Origin of the sequence: Gilliamella sp. B3464, assembly GCF_026536145.1 — a bacterium.
Taxonomy (GTDB): domain Bacteria; phylum Pseudomonadota; class Gammaproteobacteria; order Enterobacterales; family Orbaceae; genus Gilliamella.
Window position 1 is genome coordinate 194,139 of the sequence record NZ_JAFNOQ010000002.1, and the last position, 18,577, is coordinate 212,715.

Here is an 18,577-nt window from a genome sequence, read left to right on the forward strand (position 1 = left end):
TGCTTATGACTTATCACTAAACAATATTATTAACAAATAAATAATAGAGGATACAAAAATGGGACTTTTGAATGTACCAGCAGGTAAAGAATTACCAGATGATATTTATGTAGTAATTGAAATTCCAGCGAATGCTTCACCAATAAAATACGAAGTTGATAAAGATACGGGTGCTGTATTTGTCGATCGCTTTATGGCGACAGCAATGTTTTACCCATGTAATTATGGTTATATCAACCATACACTATCTTTAGATGGTGATCCTGTTGATGTGTTAGTCCCAACGCCTTACCCTTTACAACCCGGTGCCGTTATTCGTTGTCGCCCAGTTGGCGTTCTAAAAATGACAGATGAGTCAGGTGTTGATGCAAAATTAGTTGCGGTGCCTCATACCAAACTGACAAAAGAGTATGATCATATAAAAGATGTTGACGATTTACCGGAACTACTCAAGTCACAAATTAAACACTTTTTTGAACAATACAAAGCGTTAGAAAAAGGTAAATGGGTTAAAGTTGACGGTTGGGAAAATGTCGATTCTGCGCGTAAAGAGATTTTAGAATCTTTTGAAAGAGCAAAAAAGAAATAAAATTACTGTTAATTTCACAATTTGATGTAAAAAAGTAACCGTTAAACCAGAGTGATGAAATCTTTTTCTGATACTCTGGTTTTTTTTGTAAATTACACTTTCGAAATAATTATAAAATTTTTAAGATTTAATAATTTGTTTTAGATCAAATTACATTTATTTAACTAAAAATTTATAAAAAACTGCACTCTAACATGAAAAAATTGTCATTAACATCTTGCTTTCGATTATAATTTGTGCGGTAATAGTAACAGACTTATAACAAAGTTATTTATTATGAAAACGATTAACTTTTTAATGTAAATTTATTTATATTTTTTAGTTATGAATTACATAATCTATACTAAGTTTAAGTCTATGCGAGCCGTAAAGGCAAATTATTAATTATTGTTAGGATGTCTAGTAAATGAATAAGAAAACAGGCCAAGTCAAATGGTTTAACGAGAGTAAAGGTTTTGGTTTTATTACCCCTACCGATGGAAGCAAAGACGTCTTTGTCCATTTCTCAGCTATTTCCGGTGACGGATTCAAAACTTTAGCTGAAGGACAACAAGTTGAATTTGCAATCCAAGATAGCCCTCGCGGACCAGCTGCAGCTGATGTTGTCGTTATTTAATAGCTAATTAATTCGTTAATTAGTCTAAGTAAAAAGCCCATTTGCGAAAATGGGCTTTTTTATTTATCGCGTAATCATCATTGACTATTTTAATTACAAAAAAAGGCAACCATATGGTTGCCTTTCTAATATGACACAAAAATGACTTATTTTTTAGAAACAACAGCAATTAAGTCTAATACTTTGTTTGAATAACCAACTTCATTATCATACCAAGAAACAAGTTTAACAAAAGTATCACTTAATTGAATACCTGCTTTAGCATCGAATACTGAAGTACAAACTTCACCTAAGAAGTCAGTTGAAACTACATCATCTTCTGTATAGCCAAGCACACCCTTCATTGGGCCTTCAGCAGCAGCTTTGATTGCTTTACAGATATCTTCGTATTTAGCAGGTTTTGCTAAACGAGCAGTTAAATCAACAACAGAAACATCTGGAGTTGGAACACGGAAAGCCATACCTGTTAATTTACCATTTAATTCAGGAATAACTTTACCTACAGCTTTAGCAGCACCAGTTGAAGATGGGATGATGTTTTGTGCAGCACCACGACCACCACGCCAATCTTTGTGAGATGGACCATCAACAGTTTTTTGAGTTGCTGTTGTTGCGTGAACAGTTGTCATTAATGCTTCAACAATACCGAAGTTATCATTAACAACTTTCGCTAAAGGTGCTAAACAGTTAGTTGTACATGAAGCATTAGATACGATATCTTGACCTGCATAATCTTTATCGTTAACACCCATTACAAACATAGGCGTACTATCTTTAGATGGACCAGTTAATACGACTTTTTTTGCTCCTGCTTGGATATGTTTACGCGCAGTTTCGTCAGTTAAGAATAAACCAGTTGCTTCAGCAACAACATCAACACCCACTTCATTCCATTTTAAGTTTGCTGGATCTTTTTCAGCAGTAACACGGATTGTTTTACCATTAACGATTAGTTTTCCGTCTTTAACTTCAACTTTACCATCAAAACGTCCATGAGTTGAATCATATTTAAGCATATAAGCCATATATTCAACATCTAATAAATCATTGATTGCAACGATTTCGATGTCAGAACGTTTTTGAGCAGCACGGAAAACAATACGACCAATACGGCCAAAACCATTAATACCTACTTTGATTGTCATAACAATTACCTTCTTTTGTGTTAAACGATAAAAATAACTGCAAGTAAACTATCAAATTTTAATAGGTTATTCAAGATCATTAAACACAATAAGGCACGATTTAATTAAATTGTTTATTACGCAATTAATAGCTATAACTAATCATAAATAAAATCAAAAGCGTGTAACAAACAGTCATACCCAACTTGATTATCAAAGTAGATAGATAAAAAATAAAACTTACATTTATTTCAACCTCTTAAAATAAATACTCCGACAAATCCTAATATTTCGCTATAATAAATTAATGTTGAATAAATAATGAGCTAATTTAGTAAGAATTAATACAATGACCGAACAAGAAAACTTTACTGAACACACCCCAATGATGCGGCAGTACCTCAGACTAAAAGCGGAAAATCCGGATATTTTGCTATTTTATCGTATGGGTGATTTTTATGAGATGTTTTATGATGATGCTAAACGAGCTTCGCAATTACTTGATATATCATTAACTAAACGTGGTTCGTCTAATGGCGAACCGATTCCGATGGCCGGCGTACCGTATCATGCAGTTGAGAGTTATTTAGCAAAGTTAATTTCGCTTGGTGAATCGGTTGCGATTTGTGAACAAATCGGGGATCCTGCAACGAGTAAAGGTCCTGTCGAGCGCAAAATTGTTCGTATTGTAACGCCGGGTACGGTCAGTGATGAATTATTATTAGAAGATCGTAAAGATAATTTATTAGCATCAATATGGCAATCAAAAAACCACTATGGTTATGCCACGCTCGATATAAGTTCTGGGCGGTTTTTTATCTTTGAAACTGATAGTTACGAATCAATACAAGCTGAATTACAACGCACCAATCCAGTTGAACTTCTTTATCCGGAAGAGTTTCAATCCATGTCATTAATTGAACATCGTCATGGGTTAAGACGTCGCCCCTTGTGGGATTTTGATCTTGAAACCGCTAAACAGCAGCTTAACTTGCAATTTGGTACCAATGATTTAGTTGGATTTGGCGTGGAAGATTGCCTTTATGCACTTAGCGCAGCTGGCTGTTTACTGCAATATGTGAAAGATACGCAGCGCACCGCGCTACCACATATTCGTTCAATCATCAAACAATCAGCTTTCGACTTTGTGGTACTCGACGCGGCAACGCGGCGCAACCTAGAAATCACTGAAAATTTATCGGGTGGCACACAAAATACAGTGGCTGAAATTTTAGATAAAACCCAAACCCCAATGGGTAGCCGCATGTTAAAACGCTGGTTGCATGCCCCAATTCGTGACGTAAACGTATTACAACACCGTCAACAAGCAATCAGTGAATTACAAAATCATATTGATGATATTCAGCCATTATTAAAACTCATTGGCGACCTTGAGCGTATTTTAGCGCGGCTTGCACTACGAACAGCTCGCCCACGTGATTTTGCCCGTTTGCGTGATGCTTATAACTTACTGCCGCAAATGCAACAGTTATTAAGCCAAATGAATACGCCAGCTTTAATTGCTTTGCGAGCTAAAATCAATCAATTTGATCACATTGCATCTATTTTAACGCGAGCAATTGTCCAAACGCCACCTGTCATTATTCGTGATGGAGGGGTCATTGCCAGCGGTTACAATGCCGAACTTGACGAACTACGCAATCTTGCAGATGGTGCAACAAATTATCTGGAACAACTGGAAATTCGTGAGCGTGAAACTTTAGGTATCGACACACTGAAAGTCGGATTTAATGCTGTACATGGCTACTATATTCAAATTAGTCGAGGACAAAGCCATTTAGCACCAATTCACTATACCCGACGCCAAACGCTCAAAAATGTTGAACGGTACATTATTCCTGAGCTTAAAGAGTATGAGGATAAAGTCCTCACCTCAAAAGGTCGTGCACTAGCCCTTGAAAAACAGTTATATGATCAATTGTTTGATTTACTTATGCCACAGCTTGCCGAAATGCAACTTAGTGCCGATGCTATCGCTGAACTTGATGTCTTAACGAATTTAGCTGAACGAGCTTTAACGCTTAATTATCAATGCCCTACATTTTCTGAAAAAGCAGGTATTGAAATTATCAATGGTCGCCATATCGTTATAGAACAAGTATTGCAAACGCCGTTTATTGCTAATTCATTACGGCTTTCCCCTGATAGAAGATTGCTCATTATCACCGGTCCAAATATGGGTGGTAAAAGCACGTATATGCGCCAAGCTGCATTAATTGTTTTACTGAGCTACATAGGTAGTTTTGTGCCAGCATCAAAAACCATTATTGGACCGGTTGATCGCATCTTTACCCGAATTGGTGCATCGGATGATCTAGCGTCGGGGCGTTCAACATTTATGGTCGAAATGACTGAAACCGCTAACATAATGCACAATGCCACTGAACAAAGCCTTGTGCTAATGGACGAGATTGGACGTGGCACCTCAACTTATGACGGATTGTCCTTAGCTTGGGCATGTGCTGAAAACTTAGCAAACCAAATCAAAGCGATGACACTCTTTGCTACCCATTACTTTGAGTTAACGCAGTTGCCTGAACATATGCAAGGCGTTTATAACATTCATTTTGATGCCATTGAACATGACAACACGGTTGCCTTTATCCACGAAGTATCTGAAGGTGCGGCCAGTAAAAGTTTTGGTATTGCGGTGGCCGGATTAGCTGGCGTACCGAAACAAGTATTAAAACGCGCCAAACAAAAGCTAAAAGAGCTCGAAGTCATTTCGAAGCAAGCGGCAAAGAGCCATGTTGACCAATCGCAGCTTAGCTTTGTGACGGAAAGTGAACCTTCTGAAATTGAACAAGCGCTGAAACACATCGATCCTGATGCCTTATCACCAAAACAAGCATTAGAGATGTTGTATCAATTAAAGAAAATGCTTTAACACTGGCGCTCTTAAATTAAAAAGGGCTAACTTGCCCTTTTTATTATCTATCTAGTTGTTTATATAGCTTCACTCATCACAGAATATAAAATAATTATTATCTGTTTGATCACCCCTAATATTGGTAATCTCACCTTGCCAACCGATTAAGTTAAAGCGACTAAAGTTGATCATTTTGCATTAAATTATCTTCATCTGAGCTTTGCCAGCTTATATCAGCTGGCAATTGCTTAGATTGGGTTACTTCCAATATTTTTTCTTAGAAGTTTTACCAATACCAGGATTGAGGCTATTAGTCGGATCAAGCTCTTGATAGAATTTTTTCAAATCGGCATTAGCATGATACAGGTGACCAACATTGTGCTCTGCTGGGTATTGTGCCCCTCGCTGATCAAGTAAAGCTAAAATTTGTTCCTTCACTTTATCACAATCTGTGCCTTTTTTAGCAATATAGTCTTGATGAAAGACATAACAGAAAAAATGCCCATAATACATTTTATAGATAAAGTTTTGATCAATGTCTTTTGGCAAAGTTTCAAACCAATCTGTATCATTACGACGCAAAGCAATATCTAACGCTACAATGTTTTCCACTGTTTTACTATGGACATTTCGATAAGATGTCGCTGCACCTGCCGCTGCAAAACGATGTAACATTGCTGCTTGAGCCTCTTTAGCATTACACAAAAAATAACTTCCGTTTTTATTTTGGAAATACGATTTCAAAAATGCTTCAGCTTCGGCTATCCCGTCATCTGCCATTTTTAAAATCAAATGATGTTCATAGCGATCACGGTAGTCTCGAATGGTTTTCGGTAAGTGATTAGGTAAAAATTTAGCAACAAAAATTGAAAAACGATCTGAAAAGTTTTTCGGAAAGAATGGAATTTTACCTGTAACGCGATCAACAAAGTTTTTAAAAGCAAAAAGGCGAGGTATAGTATCAGTACCTAATTTTTGAATAGCTAAAAAAGTCGGTTTGCCATAAACCGCAGCAATATCAAATGCGACTCGATGCATATATTCGCCTGATACCGGTAATGTTTTAAACTGACTTAAAATATGACGACGGATATCATTTAACTCATTAATGTCATTAGTACCAATATAAAATACTTCTGATTTCTTCTCTAATGGAAATGTATCAAGACGCACGGCAAAAACCATTAAGCGACCTGCACTGCCCGAAGCTTCATAATGGCGCGCTGGATCGGCATTAAAACGTGCAGGTGTATCGGCATCAACTTCACGAACATGATCGCAATAATGATGATCATGACCTAAGCCCGCATCACGATTAATATCTTTTTCGGTATAGGTATGATTTTCTAGATTCCGTAAAATGGTTTCTGGCTCATCACCCAGTTCAATGCCCAAGTGGTTAACAAGATGTAATTGTCCTTGTGCATCCAATTGTGCAAACACAGCCATTTGGGTATAAGCAGGACCACGTTGAATCAGGGAACCACCAGAGTTATTACATACCCCACCCATGACAGATGCACCAATACATGATGAACCAATAACTGAATGCGGTCCTCGATTATATTTTTTTAACTCTTTTTCCAAACGGAATAATGTACTTCCCGGTAAACAAACAACCTGTTCACCATTTTCAATAACTTGAATACCTTCTAAACGGCGAGTACTCACAATTACAACCGGTCTATCATAATCATTGCCATCTGGGGTTGACCCCCCTGTTAAGCCAGTATTGGCCGATTGCGTAATAACAATCACATCAGCGGCAACACATGCTTTTAATATTTGCCATTGCTCAACTAATGTGCCAGGTAATACAACTGCTAATGCATCACCTTCACCAAAACGAATACCTTGACGATAAGGCAACGTCCGATTAGGGTTTGTTAACGTATATTTTTTGCCAACAATAGTTTGCAGTTGTTCAATCAATGCTGTTTTTTCATTTCCGTTCATTTTATCTTCCCTACCTATATTTAATTTAACTTTAAATTAATCGCGATTATTTTATAATTACTAAATCGTGTAGAAAAGATACATAATGTGCTATTTAATCAGCGCCTTTAAGCTATATGTTTAGCGCTATGAATATTAAAATTATTTTTATAATTATCTTTTAAATTAAGGATTAACACAAACCATTTTACCTGCTGTAGAATCTGAATCGATATCACCCACATCAGAACCAACCGCATATTGTATGCTGGCATCATCGGATAATGCCCAATAGTAGGATTGCGTTGAAGTATGCCAATCACTTGTTGGATAATAAAGTTGATAAGAAGATCCCCATTCATTAAAAATGCCACCAATCCATTTACCACTTGCATCTTTATAGCTTATTTGCCGACGATAATTATTAATATTGCGACCATTAATTCCGCCATGCCAACCTTTGCCATTAGCATTAGTTAAATCATTGACTTTCGGGAATCGATAACCATTACCCAAATTGTCACAAAAGCGCTGAACATCATCATTAGATGTTGCATCATTTGAACTGGCAATATACCATCTATCAATATTAAAACTGTATAATAATTGCTTTCGTTCACTGTCTGCATAAATCTTAAACAGAACAGGGCTAAATGAAGTATCAGTGGAATTTTCATTCGGACCATTTAAAACCACTTTTAATGCTAACACTTTGGGTGAATTATCCCAACCTGGTGTTTGTTCGGATTTTAATGAAATGGTGACTTTATTCCCACCGTTGACAGGATAAACAGTTTGACCATCTTGAGTATTTGCAGTGATGACTTGTTCAGGTGTAACACCACCTAATATCAAATAAAAATTTAGACCATTTAAACCTGTCGTGGGAAAATTTAAATCCGGATTACTGATATCTTGCACTTTAAATCCTCGGCTTCTGATCCAATCAGGACCATCTGCATCAGGATAATGACGTCCATCATACCAAACATTGGGTTGAACATAACATACATACGGCGTATCAATTTTACGATTAAAATAATAGGTATGCTTAGCACCACTAAAATCTGTCACATTAGGTATACCATATTGCGTGAATAATTGACCACCATTAGATGTAATCGTTAACTTATAAGGTGAATCGCATCCGGTTAATTGAGCATTGGGGTTATTTTTGACTTGCGTAGTAATATCGTTGTTATTGGCATCTAACCATTTAACCATCAAATTACCGGTTGCATTTGGTGATGCATCACCATCTTCATCTCCCCAATAATTATCAGAAGATGCAAGAAGATTACTCAATGAAATACTTGGATAGCTACTATTATTGACTAACGGTACCAAGGTTTTAATGCTCAAAAATGTATCATCATCACTCAACAAATCAATGGGTGATTCTTGGCTTGAATCATCGATAATAGCATTGGGATACAAATCACTTTGCCCACCAGCAGCAATAAAACTACGACCGTCTGATAGCTGTAAACCCAGTAACCCTTCAACACTTACCACTTTAGTTTTTCCATTGTCAAACGTTAAATAAGGCGCATGACCATGAATAGCATTTTCAGTCGAAGCCGATAATGCATTGACAGGATTACTATGCACAAATAACCAATAAACAACAATTGCTGAAACTGATTTAATAATAATAGAAGAACAATAAAATTGATTAATGCGAATTAAAAAAAAAATTAAATAATGTTTGGTGTTAGCAAAAGACAGATAATTTTTACAGAAGACTACTTCAGACATATTGTATCTCCTTTGAAACCGCTTAATTTATTCGTGATAGTGACTATCTAAACAACAAAAAACTCAATTTCGATACAAAATATAAAAGCGTAACAAGTATAAATGACTATTCATCAAAAAAAAATAGATTACAGAATAATCAAACGTAAAAATAGTATTATTAATCAATTGGATGAAATTTTTTACATAAAAATTACAGTAAACGTGTCTGGCATTTTGTTACACGCTAAATGAATAAAAACCTCTATTTTATTGAAAAAAGTTGTTGCCTTTTAAAGGGAACATTGAAAATGGCAAATAACAACAAATAAATAATAAAAATCATCATTAAAAATAGGTAGTTAAGAAAAAGCTTTTTATTTTATACCTTCACTATTTTCATGATGGTTTTGGATAATCGCTTGCCTTTTATCTTGCTGGAAAAAACTCCATGCAATAAAACGACTACTCTTTTGTCCTTGCGCCATTGGAATAATTTTGACTTCAGCAGGTTTAACTGTCATTAATTGCTTATTAAGCACCTTGAGTGACTCTTTTTTAGAAACCAACGACGTAAACCATAAACATTGCTGTTTATATTGTGTACTTTCTTTGATCATATTGGTAATAAAAGCACTTTCACCCCCTTTGCACCATAATTCAGTCTGCTGACCACCAAAATTAAGCGCAGGATTAGATTTTGAATATTGCCATTTACCTAACTTTTTGAGCTTAGTTTGGTTACTCGCCAGTGCGGCTTGTGCCGAATCATGAAAAGGTGGATTACACATAGTTAACATAAAAAATTCTTTCGGCTTTATAATTTGCCTAAAAATTGCTGAGGTATCACGTTGTAATCGACAATCAATTAAACCATTTAATAATGGGTTAGATTGAATGATAAGCTTTGCAACCTTGATTGACATTGGGTTGATATCACTCCCCACAAATGACCAATTATATTCAGCCCGACCAATAATGGGGTAAATTACATTTGCCCCTACACCAATATCAAGAACACGGATCTGTTTACCTAAAGGGATTTTATCGTCGTTATCATGAGCAAGTAAGTCGGCTAGATAATGAATATAATCTGCTCGCCCTGGAATGGGTGGGCAAAGATAATCATTGGGAATATCCCAATTGCTCAGTTGATAATAATGTAATAACAGTGCTTTATTTAGCAATTTGACTGCCATTGGATCAGCAAAATCGATCGATAAATTATTGTATTGATTGGGTTTAACGTACGGTGTGAAATCAGGTAACGTTTGGCATAGCGCTAAAAAGTCATAGCCATGGCGATGTTTATTTCGTTGATGTAAAGCAGTTTTGTTTGCTAAGTTCGACTGTTTTTGCATGTTCTATCCAACAATAAAAAGGCTGTCTATTATAAAGGTTTTGCACCTAATAAGGAAAAGTAAAAACACTTAACCTAGTTTACTTTGAATATTCATCTTCACTTACGTGGTCATTGCTACAAATATCAGCATAAAACAATTACCACCACAGCCTATATTTTTGTGTTATTAGCAAAAACGTTGCCCCTTCATCATGGTATTTCAAACAAATACAACTAGTCTAAAATGATTGAGTGGTATCTAATTGCCATTTTATTAACGCTAGTTATTTTGTTATCCAACAAATTATATTAAAAATTCTTAATTGTAAAACTGGCTGGTCTAACTCGTCATTCGATGGTTTAACTCTATCAGTATTGATAATGTTGCTTGTTTCACTATAAACAATACTATCTAATGTAACCTTTAGTAGATTCACCGTTTTGTCTATTAGTAACTTCTAACGCATACCTTTGTCTGTTTTGCTGCTACTGTACTTAACATTTGTGCAAAATTAATCATCAATATACTAAAGAACCCCACATTATGATTGCATTCAATCGTGATTAACTGCTATAGATTTAATGAAATCTTGTTATTATGAGATTCAATAATGACTTTACACATTCCATTCGAAAACGCATTGATATTTGTTATAATTTTCAACTTTTAATCCAAACGGACATGCCATGAGAATCCCATTCAAATTATTCTGTGTACCTTTTAGCTTATTGTTAGTTAGCTCTTTTGATCTCTATGCTTCCGAATTTAACGGTGAACAGTTAAGCTTGGTTTGGGCTGTACCTTTTATTGGTATTTTGCTTTCGATTGCTTTATGTCCACTATTTTTAGCGCGATTATGGCACTATCACTATGGCAAAATTATTATTTTTTGGACGACACTGTTTATAGTTGCTGCCATTTATTCATTCGGTATGCAAACTACCCTCAATCTAACTGCTCATGCAATATTAGAAGAGTATATTCCTTTTATCGTTTTACTACTTGCCCTGTTTACTGTATCGGGTGGGGTGTTGATTAAAAGTGATATGATTAGTACGCCTAAATTGAATGTTGTATTGTTAGCAATCGGCACGATATTAGCCTCAATTATGGGCACTACAGGTGCGGCAATGTTAATGATTCGTCCTTTAATTAGAGCTAATCGTTATCGTAATCAATCTGTTCATATTATTATCTTTTTCATCTTTCTTGTTGCTAACATTGGCGGAGGATTAACGCCATTAGGTGATCCACCGTTATTTATTGGTTTTTTAAAAGGGGTTGATTTTTTTTGGACTGTTAAGCATATGTTTTGTCCGGTATTATTGACGACGATTTTATTATTGATAATTTTCTATATTATCGACAGTTATTACTTTCGCCAGCAATATGGTCAATCGTCAAACATAAAGACTAAACCTACTCAACCGTTTAAACTCTACGGTATAACAAACATTTTTTTATTGGTAGCCATAATTATTTGTGTATTGATGTCGGGGATTTGGCAGTCTTCAATCACTTTTACTATTTTAGCGACCTCAATTGCCCTACCTGATTTGGCGCGGGATCTGTTACTGTTAATCATTACAGTTACTTCTGTCATGATCACACCCAAGCAAGTTCGTGCGGGTAATGAATTTAATTGGGATCCCATTATTGAAGTGGGTAAATTGTTTATTGGTATCTTTATTACGATTGTACCGGTGTTAACTATTTTACGCGCGGGCAGTAATGGCGCATTGGCGGCAATTGTAACGCTCGTTAACAACGACCATCTACAGCCAATTAATAGTTTGTATTTTTGGTTTGCGGGATTACTCTCGGGCTTTTTAGACAATGCACCAACTTATTTGGTGTTTTTCAATCTAGCATCAGGCGATGCCATGACGTTAATGACCACCATGGCAAAAACACTATTAGCCATATCAATGGGATCGGTGTTTATGGGAGCGCTTAGCTACATAGGTAACGCACCTAACTTTATGGTCAAAAGTATAGCAACACAACAGCAAATTAATATGCCAAGCTTTTTTGGTTATATGAAATGGTCAATTAGCATATTGATTCCGGTGTTTATCATCAATAATTTGATATTTTTTCTCTAACATGACACAAAATATCGCTAATGTTGCTATTTTGCTAAACATAGCAAATTATAAAATGAAGGAATGATAGATTATGTATACTGGGTTATAACAATAACTAGCGTAATAGCATTAGGTTGTCATTGACAGAGTCAACACCAGATAATAAAAATTATCTGGTGTAATTCATCACTCAAGTTTAGAAAACTAGTCAAAGTATCATCTTGATCTATAACGGTTATTGTTACTGTTACCGTGTTTTTCATCGCGTTTTAACGGCAAGCAATAACCGTCTAAATAAAGGTAAAATTGTACATAACACCCATATTAGGAATCAAATAAGATGCATTAATGGGATGTCATTTTTATTTGCCTTTAGCATAACTTTTACTTTCTTCGTTATAATTTGCTGTAAAAAGTTTGGGGATATCGTTATCGGCGTAAATATAACCAATGCCAATATTATTCCAAATGCTTTTTATTGCTATTGTAATCAATGTTTACTTAATCAAGTTTGATTTTGACTAAACAGAGCTGCCACTTCACATAAGTTGTCGCCATATCAAACAGGCCTCAACCTTAACATCCAAACAGTATATTAAGCGTTTAAAATTATTATCTACAAAGCTAAAAATACAAGTCAGTGAGATGGCTATTAACGAAATTTTATTGTTATGTAGATTTGCCAACAATATACATTTCAAAAGTTTTATAAAAAAGTTTTAGTATTAAGCCATCAGGTGAACGTAAAAATGAAAAATAACAAGCTAGCTTTACCTAATACTCAGTAACAAAAAACGGTTATACAGTTAGTAAACTTTGCCCATTGAATTTGTCACATTCGCCGAGTAAAAATGTGAGTCTTCGCACAATTTTAATAAAAAGTCTTAAGTTACTATAAATTACAGCCAAAAAAAGATTTACCATGTCCGAATTTTGAAGGTCAGATACACTTTTCCTTTTTAGAATGAGGCTTGAGTGATTTGCAATAAAGTGAGGATCGCGCATGATACAGAAGTTACTCGATAAAGATTTTTTTGCTTCTAGTCAGCAAAATATCACTATAGAGCCTCGAGAGCCCCAACCTGTGTACCCTGAACATACACATAATTTTAATGAAATAGTCATTGTCACAAAAGGTAATGGCAAGCATATTTTAAACGGTCGATTATTCGATCTTTATCCGGGTATGATGTTTTATATTCACGCTAGTGATTGCCATTTATACGAAAACGTAAATAATTTACATTTAACGAATATTTTATTTAGAGATCCGGACAATTTTCATTTCATCAATGGCATTAATGAATTGATTCCGAATCAAGATTTGTGCCAATCTCACTTTTTTTTTGATAAAAATTGTGACAAAAATATACAAACCATTTTAGCGCAATTGAATCAAGTATCAGTGCAAAGCGATGCTTTGCAAGAAAGCCTTTTTTTACAATTATTACTATTATTCAAACAAAATCAATATGTAAATCAAGGCACGGGCAGCAGTGATAACCGAGTCAAACAGCTATTACGCTATTTACAAATCCATTTCAAAGAACCGATTGATTGGCATAAGGTAACCGAGCAATTTTCATTATCATTACGCTCTTTCCACCGCCATGTGAAAAATCAATTAGGCATAACTCCGCAAAAATACCTTATAAAATTACGTTTGGCTGATGCCTATACACAATTAATTCAGACCGACAAAACCATCACAGACATTGCGCAAGAATGTGGATTTAATGATAGTGCTTATTTTTCGACTTGTTTTAAACAGGAGTTTACTTTTGGACCACAAATATTACGTAATTATCCAGAGAAACGTTATCATTGATTGGTAAATCTATACGGCAGGAACAGCTTATGAATCACTATTTGCATTTATTTAGACAAGATTATTTTATTGCAGATATCAATACTGTGACTGTCGAAAAAAGAGATCATCAACACCCCTTTCCGTTGCATGACCATGACTTTCACGAAATTGTCATTGTCTGTTCGGGTAATGGATTACATCACTGGAATGATTATATTTACCCAATCACTAGTGGTGATATTTTATATATAAACCCTAAAGATGTTCATGGTTATGAGTCGGTAAATAATCTAAAACTCGACAATATTTTATATTTACGAGATGCCTTATTTTTATCATCAATCATTGAACAATATTTGCCAAAACAAAATGCCAAGCATACCGAGCGAGGCTGGCGTATTAAACCTTCTTTAATTAAAATGGTCTCCCCTTTAATTGAACAGCTCGCGATTGAATCAAAAAAAAATAATTTAGCTTCCGTGCATCTGGCCGAAGCGCTATTTTTACAGTTAGTCATTTTATTAGATCGTATTAAACAAATGCCTAATACTCAATCACCAACCGCAACTCATCAATTGGATTTATTATTTACCGTACTGCACAATAGCATAGCTACGCCATTTAATTTAGACATATTTTGTAAGCAAAATCATATTGCCGCAAGATCACTTAGCCGTTTATTTAAAAGTCAAACAGGCATGACAATTTATGAATATCTACAAAAGCGGCGCTTGTGTACAGCGATGTCATTACTGCGTAACACGCCATACTCAATTAGTATGATTTCGGCTGAATGTGGTTATGATGATAGTAACTATTTTTCAGTCGTATTTAAAAAAGAAACCAAGCAGACACCGTCACAATATCGAGCAAAATTTAGAAATAAAACCAATAAACGTTAATGAAGGTAAATACTCTCTTTTAATTTTATAAAAGAGAGTCTATTTTTATTCAAGATAAAACACAGGTAAAAGTGCTTCACTTATTGGGCTATTATCAGCATTACTTGGCATAATATCTTGCATAAATGCCCACCACTTTTTGCAAGCAGCCGTATTGGCAATAGCATCCCAACGCTCTTCTGATTCAATTTCAACGTAAGCAAATAAAAGATTGCGCTTTGCATCGAGAAAAATCGAATAATTATGTGCGCCATGTGCTTTTAACTCTTTCACTAATTCCGGAAAAATTTCATCGTGCCGTTTTTTATATTCCGCATGTTTATCAGGATTAACCTGCATGATTGAAGCTTTTCTTAACATAGCCATTCCTTCTTATTAAGCATTACATATGAAATAGGTCGATATAATATTGACTAACCTATTTCATAATTTCAAATCGGCAACTTATCATTAATAAATAGCCTGATAGAGTTGTTCAATTTCGTGAACATTAGTTTCACGTGGATTACCACCGGTACACACATCATCAAAGGCAGCTTGTGCTAGTGCTGGAATGTCTTCGAGTTTAACGCCAATATCTTTCAATGTTGCTGGAATACCGACATCTTTGTTAAGCTGTTTTACTGCATCAACAGCAGCCTGCCTGGCCTGCGCTATTGTCATTTTTTCAGTGTCTGCCACCCCCATGGCTTTAGCAATATCACGATATTTATCGCCAGTAAATTCGGCATTGTAAGCCATGATATGCGGTAGCAATACGGCATTAGCAACGCCATGCGGGGTACTATAAAAAGCACCAAGCGGGTGTGCCATTCCATGGACTAAACCTAATCCCACATTTGAAAAACCCATACCAGCAATATATTGACCTAATGCCATATCTTCTGAACCTTTTGCAATCCCTTTTACTGAGTCACGTAATGAGCGTGCTATTACCTCAATGGCTTTTAAATGAAACATATCAGAAAGTTCCCAAGCCCCTTTAGTAATATAACCTTCAATGGCATGGGTGAGTGCATCTACCCCAGTCGCTGCTTTTAAACTTGCTGGCATGCTTGTCATCATATCTGAATCTATGATTGCAACAGCCGGAATATCATGAGGGTCAACGCAAACAAATTTACGTTTTTTCTCTTCATCGGTAATGACGTAGTTAATGGTCACTTCAGCAGCGGTACCGGCTGTTGTTGGTATGGCTATCGTTGGAACCGCAGGTTTTTTAGTTGGTGCAACGCCTTCTAAGCTTCGCACATCAGCAAATTCAGGATTATTAATAATGATACCAATGGCTTTGGCCGTATCTTGCGGAGATCCACCACCGATCGCTATTAAATAATCAGCACCTGACTGTTTAAAAATGTCTACCCCTTTTTTAACGATTCCAATTGTTGGGTTAGGCATAACTTGATCAAAGATTTGATAAGCAAAACCATTGTCATCTAATAATTTTGTTACTTTTGTTGCTACTTTGAATTTGATTAGATCTTTGTCAGTAACCACCAATGCTTTTTTAAAACCCCGTTTTTTAATCTCATCAACGATATGTTGGATTGAACCTGCACCAAAATAAGAGGTTTCATTTAAAATCATTCTATAAGCCATAATCTGTTTTCCTTTCAATTAATTTGCCATGCCTAAACCAACGATATTGGCAGCAAAAATAATAACTAAGCAACCTATACATAATACTTTTACTGGTTTCTTTCCTGTGCCAAACCACTCTTTTAAAACTAAACCAACAATACCACCACAAAGCACATAAAAGCTCATATGTAACATCCAACTCATAAAGCCATATTCTGCTGGAATATTGGCATGGCCCCATGCATAAAAGAAGAATTGAAAATACCACATTGCACCACCCAAAATGGCGAACAATGCATTGCTAATGAGTAACGATTTAGCAACCGAGATATCTTGTTTGAATGACAACTCTTTTTTAAAACAGAGGCGGGAAATACAAAAACCGAGATTAACTATCGCGCCACCACCCATGATGACTACATAACTAGGTAACGCAACATACAGATGGGAAACACCTAATTGAGCGGCCTTAGTATGCATAGGTACCGCGGCGCTCATAGCAAAAGACATACCGGCAGAAAAAATCCCACACATTACCGCTAATAATAAGCCTTTGCGTAGATTAAAATCCGCTACCTGTACACCTAATGTTTTTTCTTTTAAGAGCCCGGCATAAGTAACAATGGCTACCCCAATAACAGCAACAACTACGCCTAGCAGTGTCATTTTGCCGCCGGTTGAAGCGATAAGTTCACCAAATTTACCTTGTAATATCGGCGTCATTAACGTACCAACAATTAAGGTAATGCCAATTGCAATACCTATCCCCATGGACATACCCAAATAGCGCATAGTCAGTCCATAGCCGACATTACCAATTCCCCACATTGCACCAAATAGAAAAACTGGAATTAATACATCTGAACTGAAACTACCGTAATATTCCCAAAAATTAGGCAATAAACAGTAACTTATAGACCAAGGTAAAATAATCCATGAAAAAATACCCGCGATTGACCACATTGTTTCCCATGACCAATTTTTAACTTTTTTCAATGGTGCATAAAAGCAAGCTGCCGATGTAGCACCGACAAAGTGCCAAAATATACCTAAAATAATTGAACTACCCATATATGTGTCCTTATATGTTTAGAATATAATTTAATATATTCTGAGCTAAACCTAACTAAGGTTTTAATGCTTCCTCAATTGGATTGACATCAAAGCGCTGTGCCAACAGTCTAAATTGCTCGGTTGATATAGTTTGTCGTTTACCGCCCATCGATAACACTTTTACTAATACTTCAGCTGATTTTTCTGCTGTATCAATAAGGCCAAAGGCTTCATCCAATGTAGGGCCGGTACCGAAAACACCATGAAAAGCCCATAAAACCAATGTGTGTTTTGCCATTTGTTGTGCTGTTGCATAACCAATTTCATCTTTTCCTGGCACCATCCAAGGCACAACACCGACACCATCAGGAAAGACAACCAAGCATTCAGTGCTCATTTCCCATAGTAAACGGGTAATAACTGCGGTATCGAGTTCTAAAACATAAGTTAATGCAATTAAATTGGTTGCATGACAATGCATGATCACGCGATCTTTACCTTGACTTTTTTCCATGCGGACGATGTGAGACTGTAAGTGAGCGGCTAGCTCAGAAGTGGGCAAACCACCATTAATCAACCCCCACATAATATAGTAACCCTTGCCCTGTTCATCGATTTTGACAATAGCTAAAGTATCAGCGGGATCTAAAATGACATTTCGGAAAAATTTTCCAGAACCTGTCACAATAAAGTATTGATTGGCTAACTTAGCCACATCTTGTGTTAATGATACGTGCCTTGGATTAGCATAAAAGTCACCTTGAAATGAAACGACATCGGTGTCTAACAATCGTAAGCTTACGTTACCACCATTACGTTCATCCCAACCTTTTAACCACATGTCGTACGTTGCTTTGATCATGCCTTGCACAAACCAAGAAGATAGAATCTGTTGCATTGTTTTCAC

Annotated in this window: 14 protein-coding genes; 6 read left to right on the plus strand and 8 right to left on the minus strand. The window is 35.9% G+C overall.

Annotation, left to right across the window (positions count from 1 at the left end; translation table 11 throughout):
* Nucleotides 1-58: 58 nt before the first annotated feature.
* Both ppa and J3U57_RS03245 read left to right on the plus strand, forming a co-directional pair.
* Nucleotides 59-589 carry an inorganic diphosphatase gene (gene ppa, locus J3U57_RS03240; protein WP_065633526.1) on the plus strand — a complete coding sequence of 177 codons (531 nt, stop codon included), beginning with the start codon at nt 59-61 and terminating at the stop codon, nt 587-589.
* 406 nt (nt 590-995) lie between these two features.
* Complete coding sequence (locus tag J3U57_RS03245) at nt 996-1,205, plus strand: cold shock domain-containing protein (protein ID WP_065633525.1); 210 nt, start codon at nt 996-998, stop codon at nt 1,203-1,205.
* A 146-nt stretch (nt 1,206-1,351) separates the two neighbouring features.
* Here J3U57_RS03245 and gapA read toward each other — a convergent pair whose 3' ends face one another.
* Nucleotides 1,352-2,350 (minus strand): glyceraldehyde-3-phosphate dehydrogenase, encoded by a 999-nt coding sequence (gapA, locus tag J3U57_RS03250; RefSeq protein WP_065633524.1) that lies wholly within the window; start codon nt 2,348-2,350, stop codon nt 1,352-1,354.
* A gap of 328 nt (nt 2,351-2,678) precedes the next feature.
* On the opposite strand from gapA, the gene mutS reads away from it, so the two are divergent.
* Entirely contained in the window at nt 2,679-5,237 is a 2,559-nt protein-coding gene (gene mutS, locus J3U57_RS03255) for a DNA mismatch repair protein MutS (protein WP_267333123.1), read from the plus strand.
* 240 nt (nt 5,238-5,477) lie between these two features.
* Here the strand turns inward: mutS and dld are convergent, their stop codons facing one another.
* The 3 genes from dld to rlmF form a co-directional block, all read right to left on the minus strand.
* Complete coding sequence (gene dld / locus J3U57_RS03260) at nt 5,478-7,175, minus strand: D-lactate dehydrogenase (RefSeq protein WP_267333124.1); 1,698 nt, start codon at nt 7,173-7,175, stop codon at nt 5,478-5,480.
* Between the two features lie 165 nt (nt 7,176-7,340).
* Nucleotides 7,341-8,912, minus strand: coding sequence for a hypothetical protein (locus tag J3U57_RS03265; RefSeq protein WP_267343816.1), 1,572 nt, complete (start codon nt 8,910-8,912; stop codon nt 7,341-7,343).
* Nucleotides 8,913-9,268: 356 nt separating this feature from the next.
* A complete protein-coding gene (gene rlmF / locus J3U57_RS03270; protein ID WP_267343815.1) occupies nt 9,269-10,252 on the minus strand; it encodes a 23S rRNA (adenine(1618)-N(6))-methyltransferase RlmF in 984 nt (327 codons plus the stop codon).
* Between the two features lie 668 nt (nt 10,253-10,920).
* Here rlmF and J3U57_RS03275 point away from each other — a divergent pair.
* The 3 genes from J3U57_RS03275 (at nt 10,921) to J3U57_RS03285 (ending at nt 15,033) form a co-directional block, all read left to right on the plus strand.
* Complete coding sequence (locus tag J3U57_RS03275; protein WP_267343814.1) at nt 10,921-12,339, plus strand: sodium:proton antiporter; 1,419 nt, start codon at nt 10,921-10,923, stop codon at nt 12,337-12,339.
* Nucleotides 12,340-13,324: 985 nt separating this feature from the next.
* Nucleotides 13,325-14,149, plus strand: a complete 825-nt coding sequence (gene rhaS, locus J3U57_RS03280) for an HTH-type transcriptional activator RhaS (protein ID WP_267333128.1) — start codon at nt 13,325-13,327, stop codon at nt 14,147-14,149.
* 29 nt (nt 14,150-14,178) lie between these two features.
* Nucleotides 14,179-15,033 carry a helix-turn-helix domain-containing protein gene (locus tag J3U57_RS03285; RefSeq protein WP_267333129.1) on the plus strand — a complete coding sequence of 285 codons (855 nt, stop codon included), beginning with the start codon at nt 14,179-14,181 and terminating at the stop codon, nt 15,031-15,033.
* 45 nt (nt 15,034-15,078) lie between these two features.
* Here the strand turns inward: J3U57_RS03285 and rhaM are convergent, their stop codons facing one another.
* The 4 genes from rhaM to rhaD all read right to left on the minus strand — a co-directional run bounded on the left by rhaM (nt 15,079) and on the right by rhaD (nt 18,568).
* Complete coding sequence (rhaM, locus tag J3U57_RS03290; protein ID WP_267333130.1) at nt 15,079-15,393, minus strand: L-rhamnose mutarotase; 315 nt, start codon at nt 15,391-15,393, stop codon at nt 15,079-15,081.
* A gap of 90 nt (nt 15,394-15,483) precedes the next feature.
* Nucleotides 15,484-16,635 carry a lactaldehyde reductase gene (gene fucO / locus J3U57_RS03295; protein WP_267343813.1) on the minus strand — a complete coding sequence of 384 codons (1,152 nt, stop codon included), beginning with the start codon at nt 16,633-16,635 and terminating at the stop codon, nt 15,484-15,486.
* An 18-nt stretch (nt 16,636-16,653) separates the two neighbouring features.
* Nucleotides 16,654-17,688, minus strand: coding sequence for an L-rhamnose/proton symporter RhaT (rhaT, locus tag J3U57_RS03300; protein ID WP_267343812.1), 1,035 nt, complete (start codon nt 17,686-17,688; stop codon nt 16,654-16,656).
* Nucleotides 17,689-17,743: 55 nt separating this feature from the next.
* Nucleotides 17,744-18,568 carry a rhamnulose-1-phosphate aldolase gene (gene rhaD / locus J3U57_RS03305; protein WP_267333133.1) on the minus strand — a complete coding sequence of 275 codons (825 nt, stop codon included), beginning with the start codon at nt 18,566-18,568 and terminating at the stop codon, nt 17,744-17,746.
* Nucleotides 18,569-18,577 lie beyond the last annotated feature (9 nt).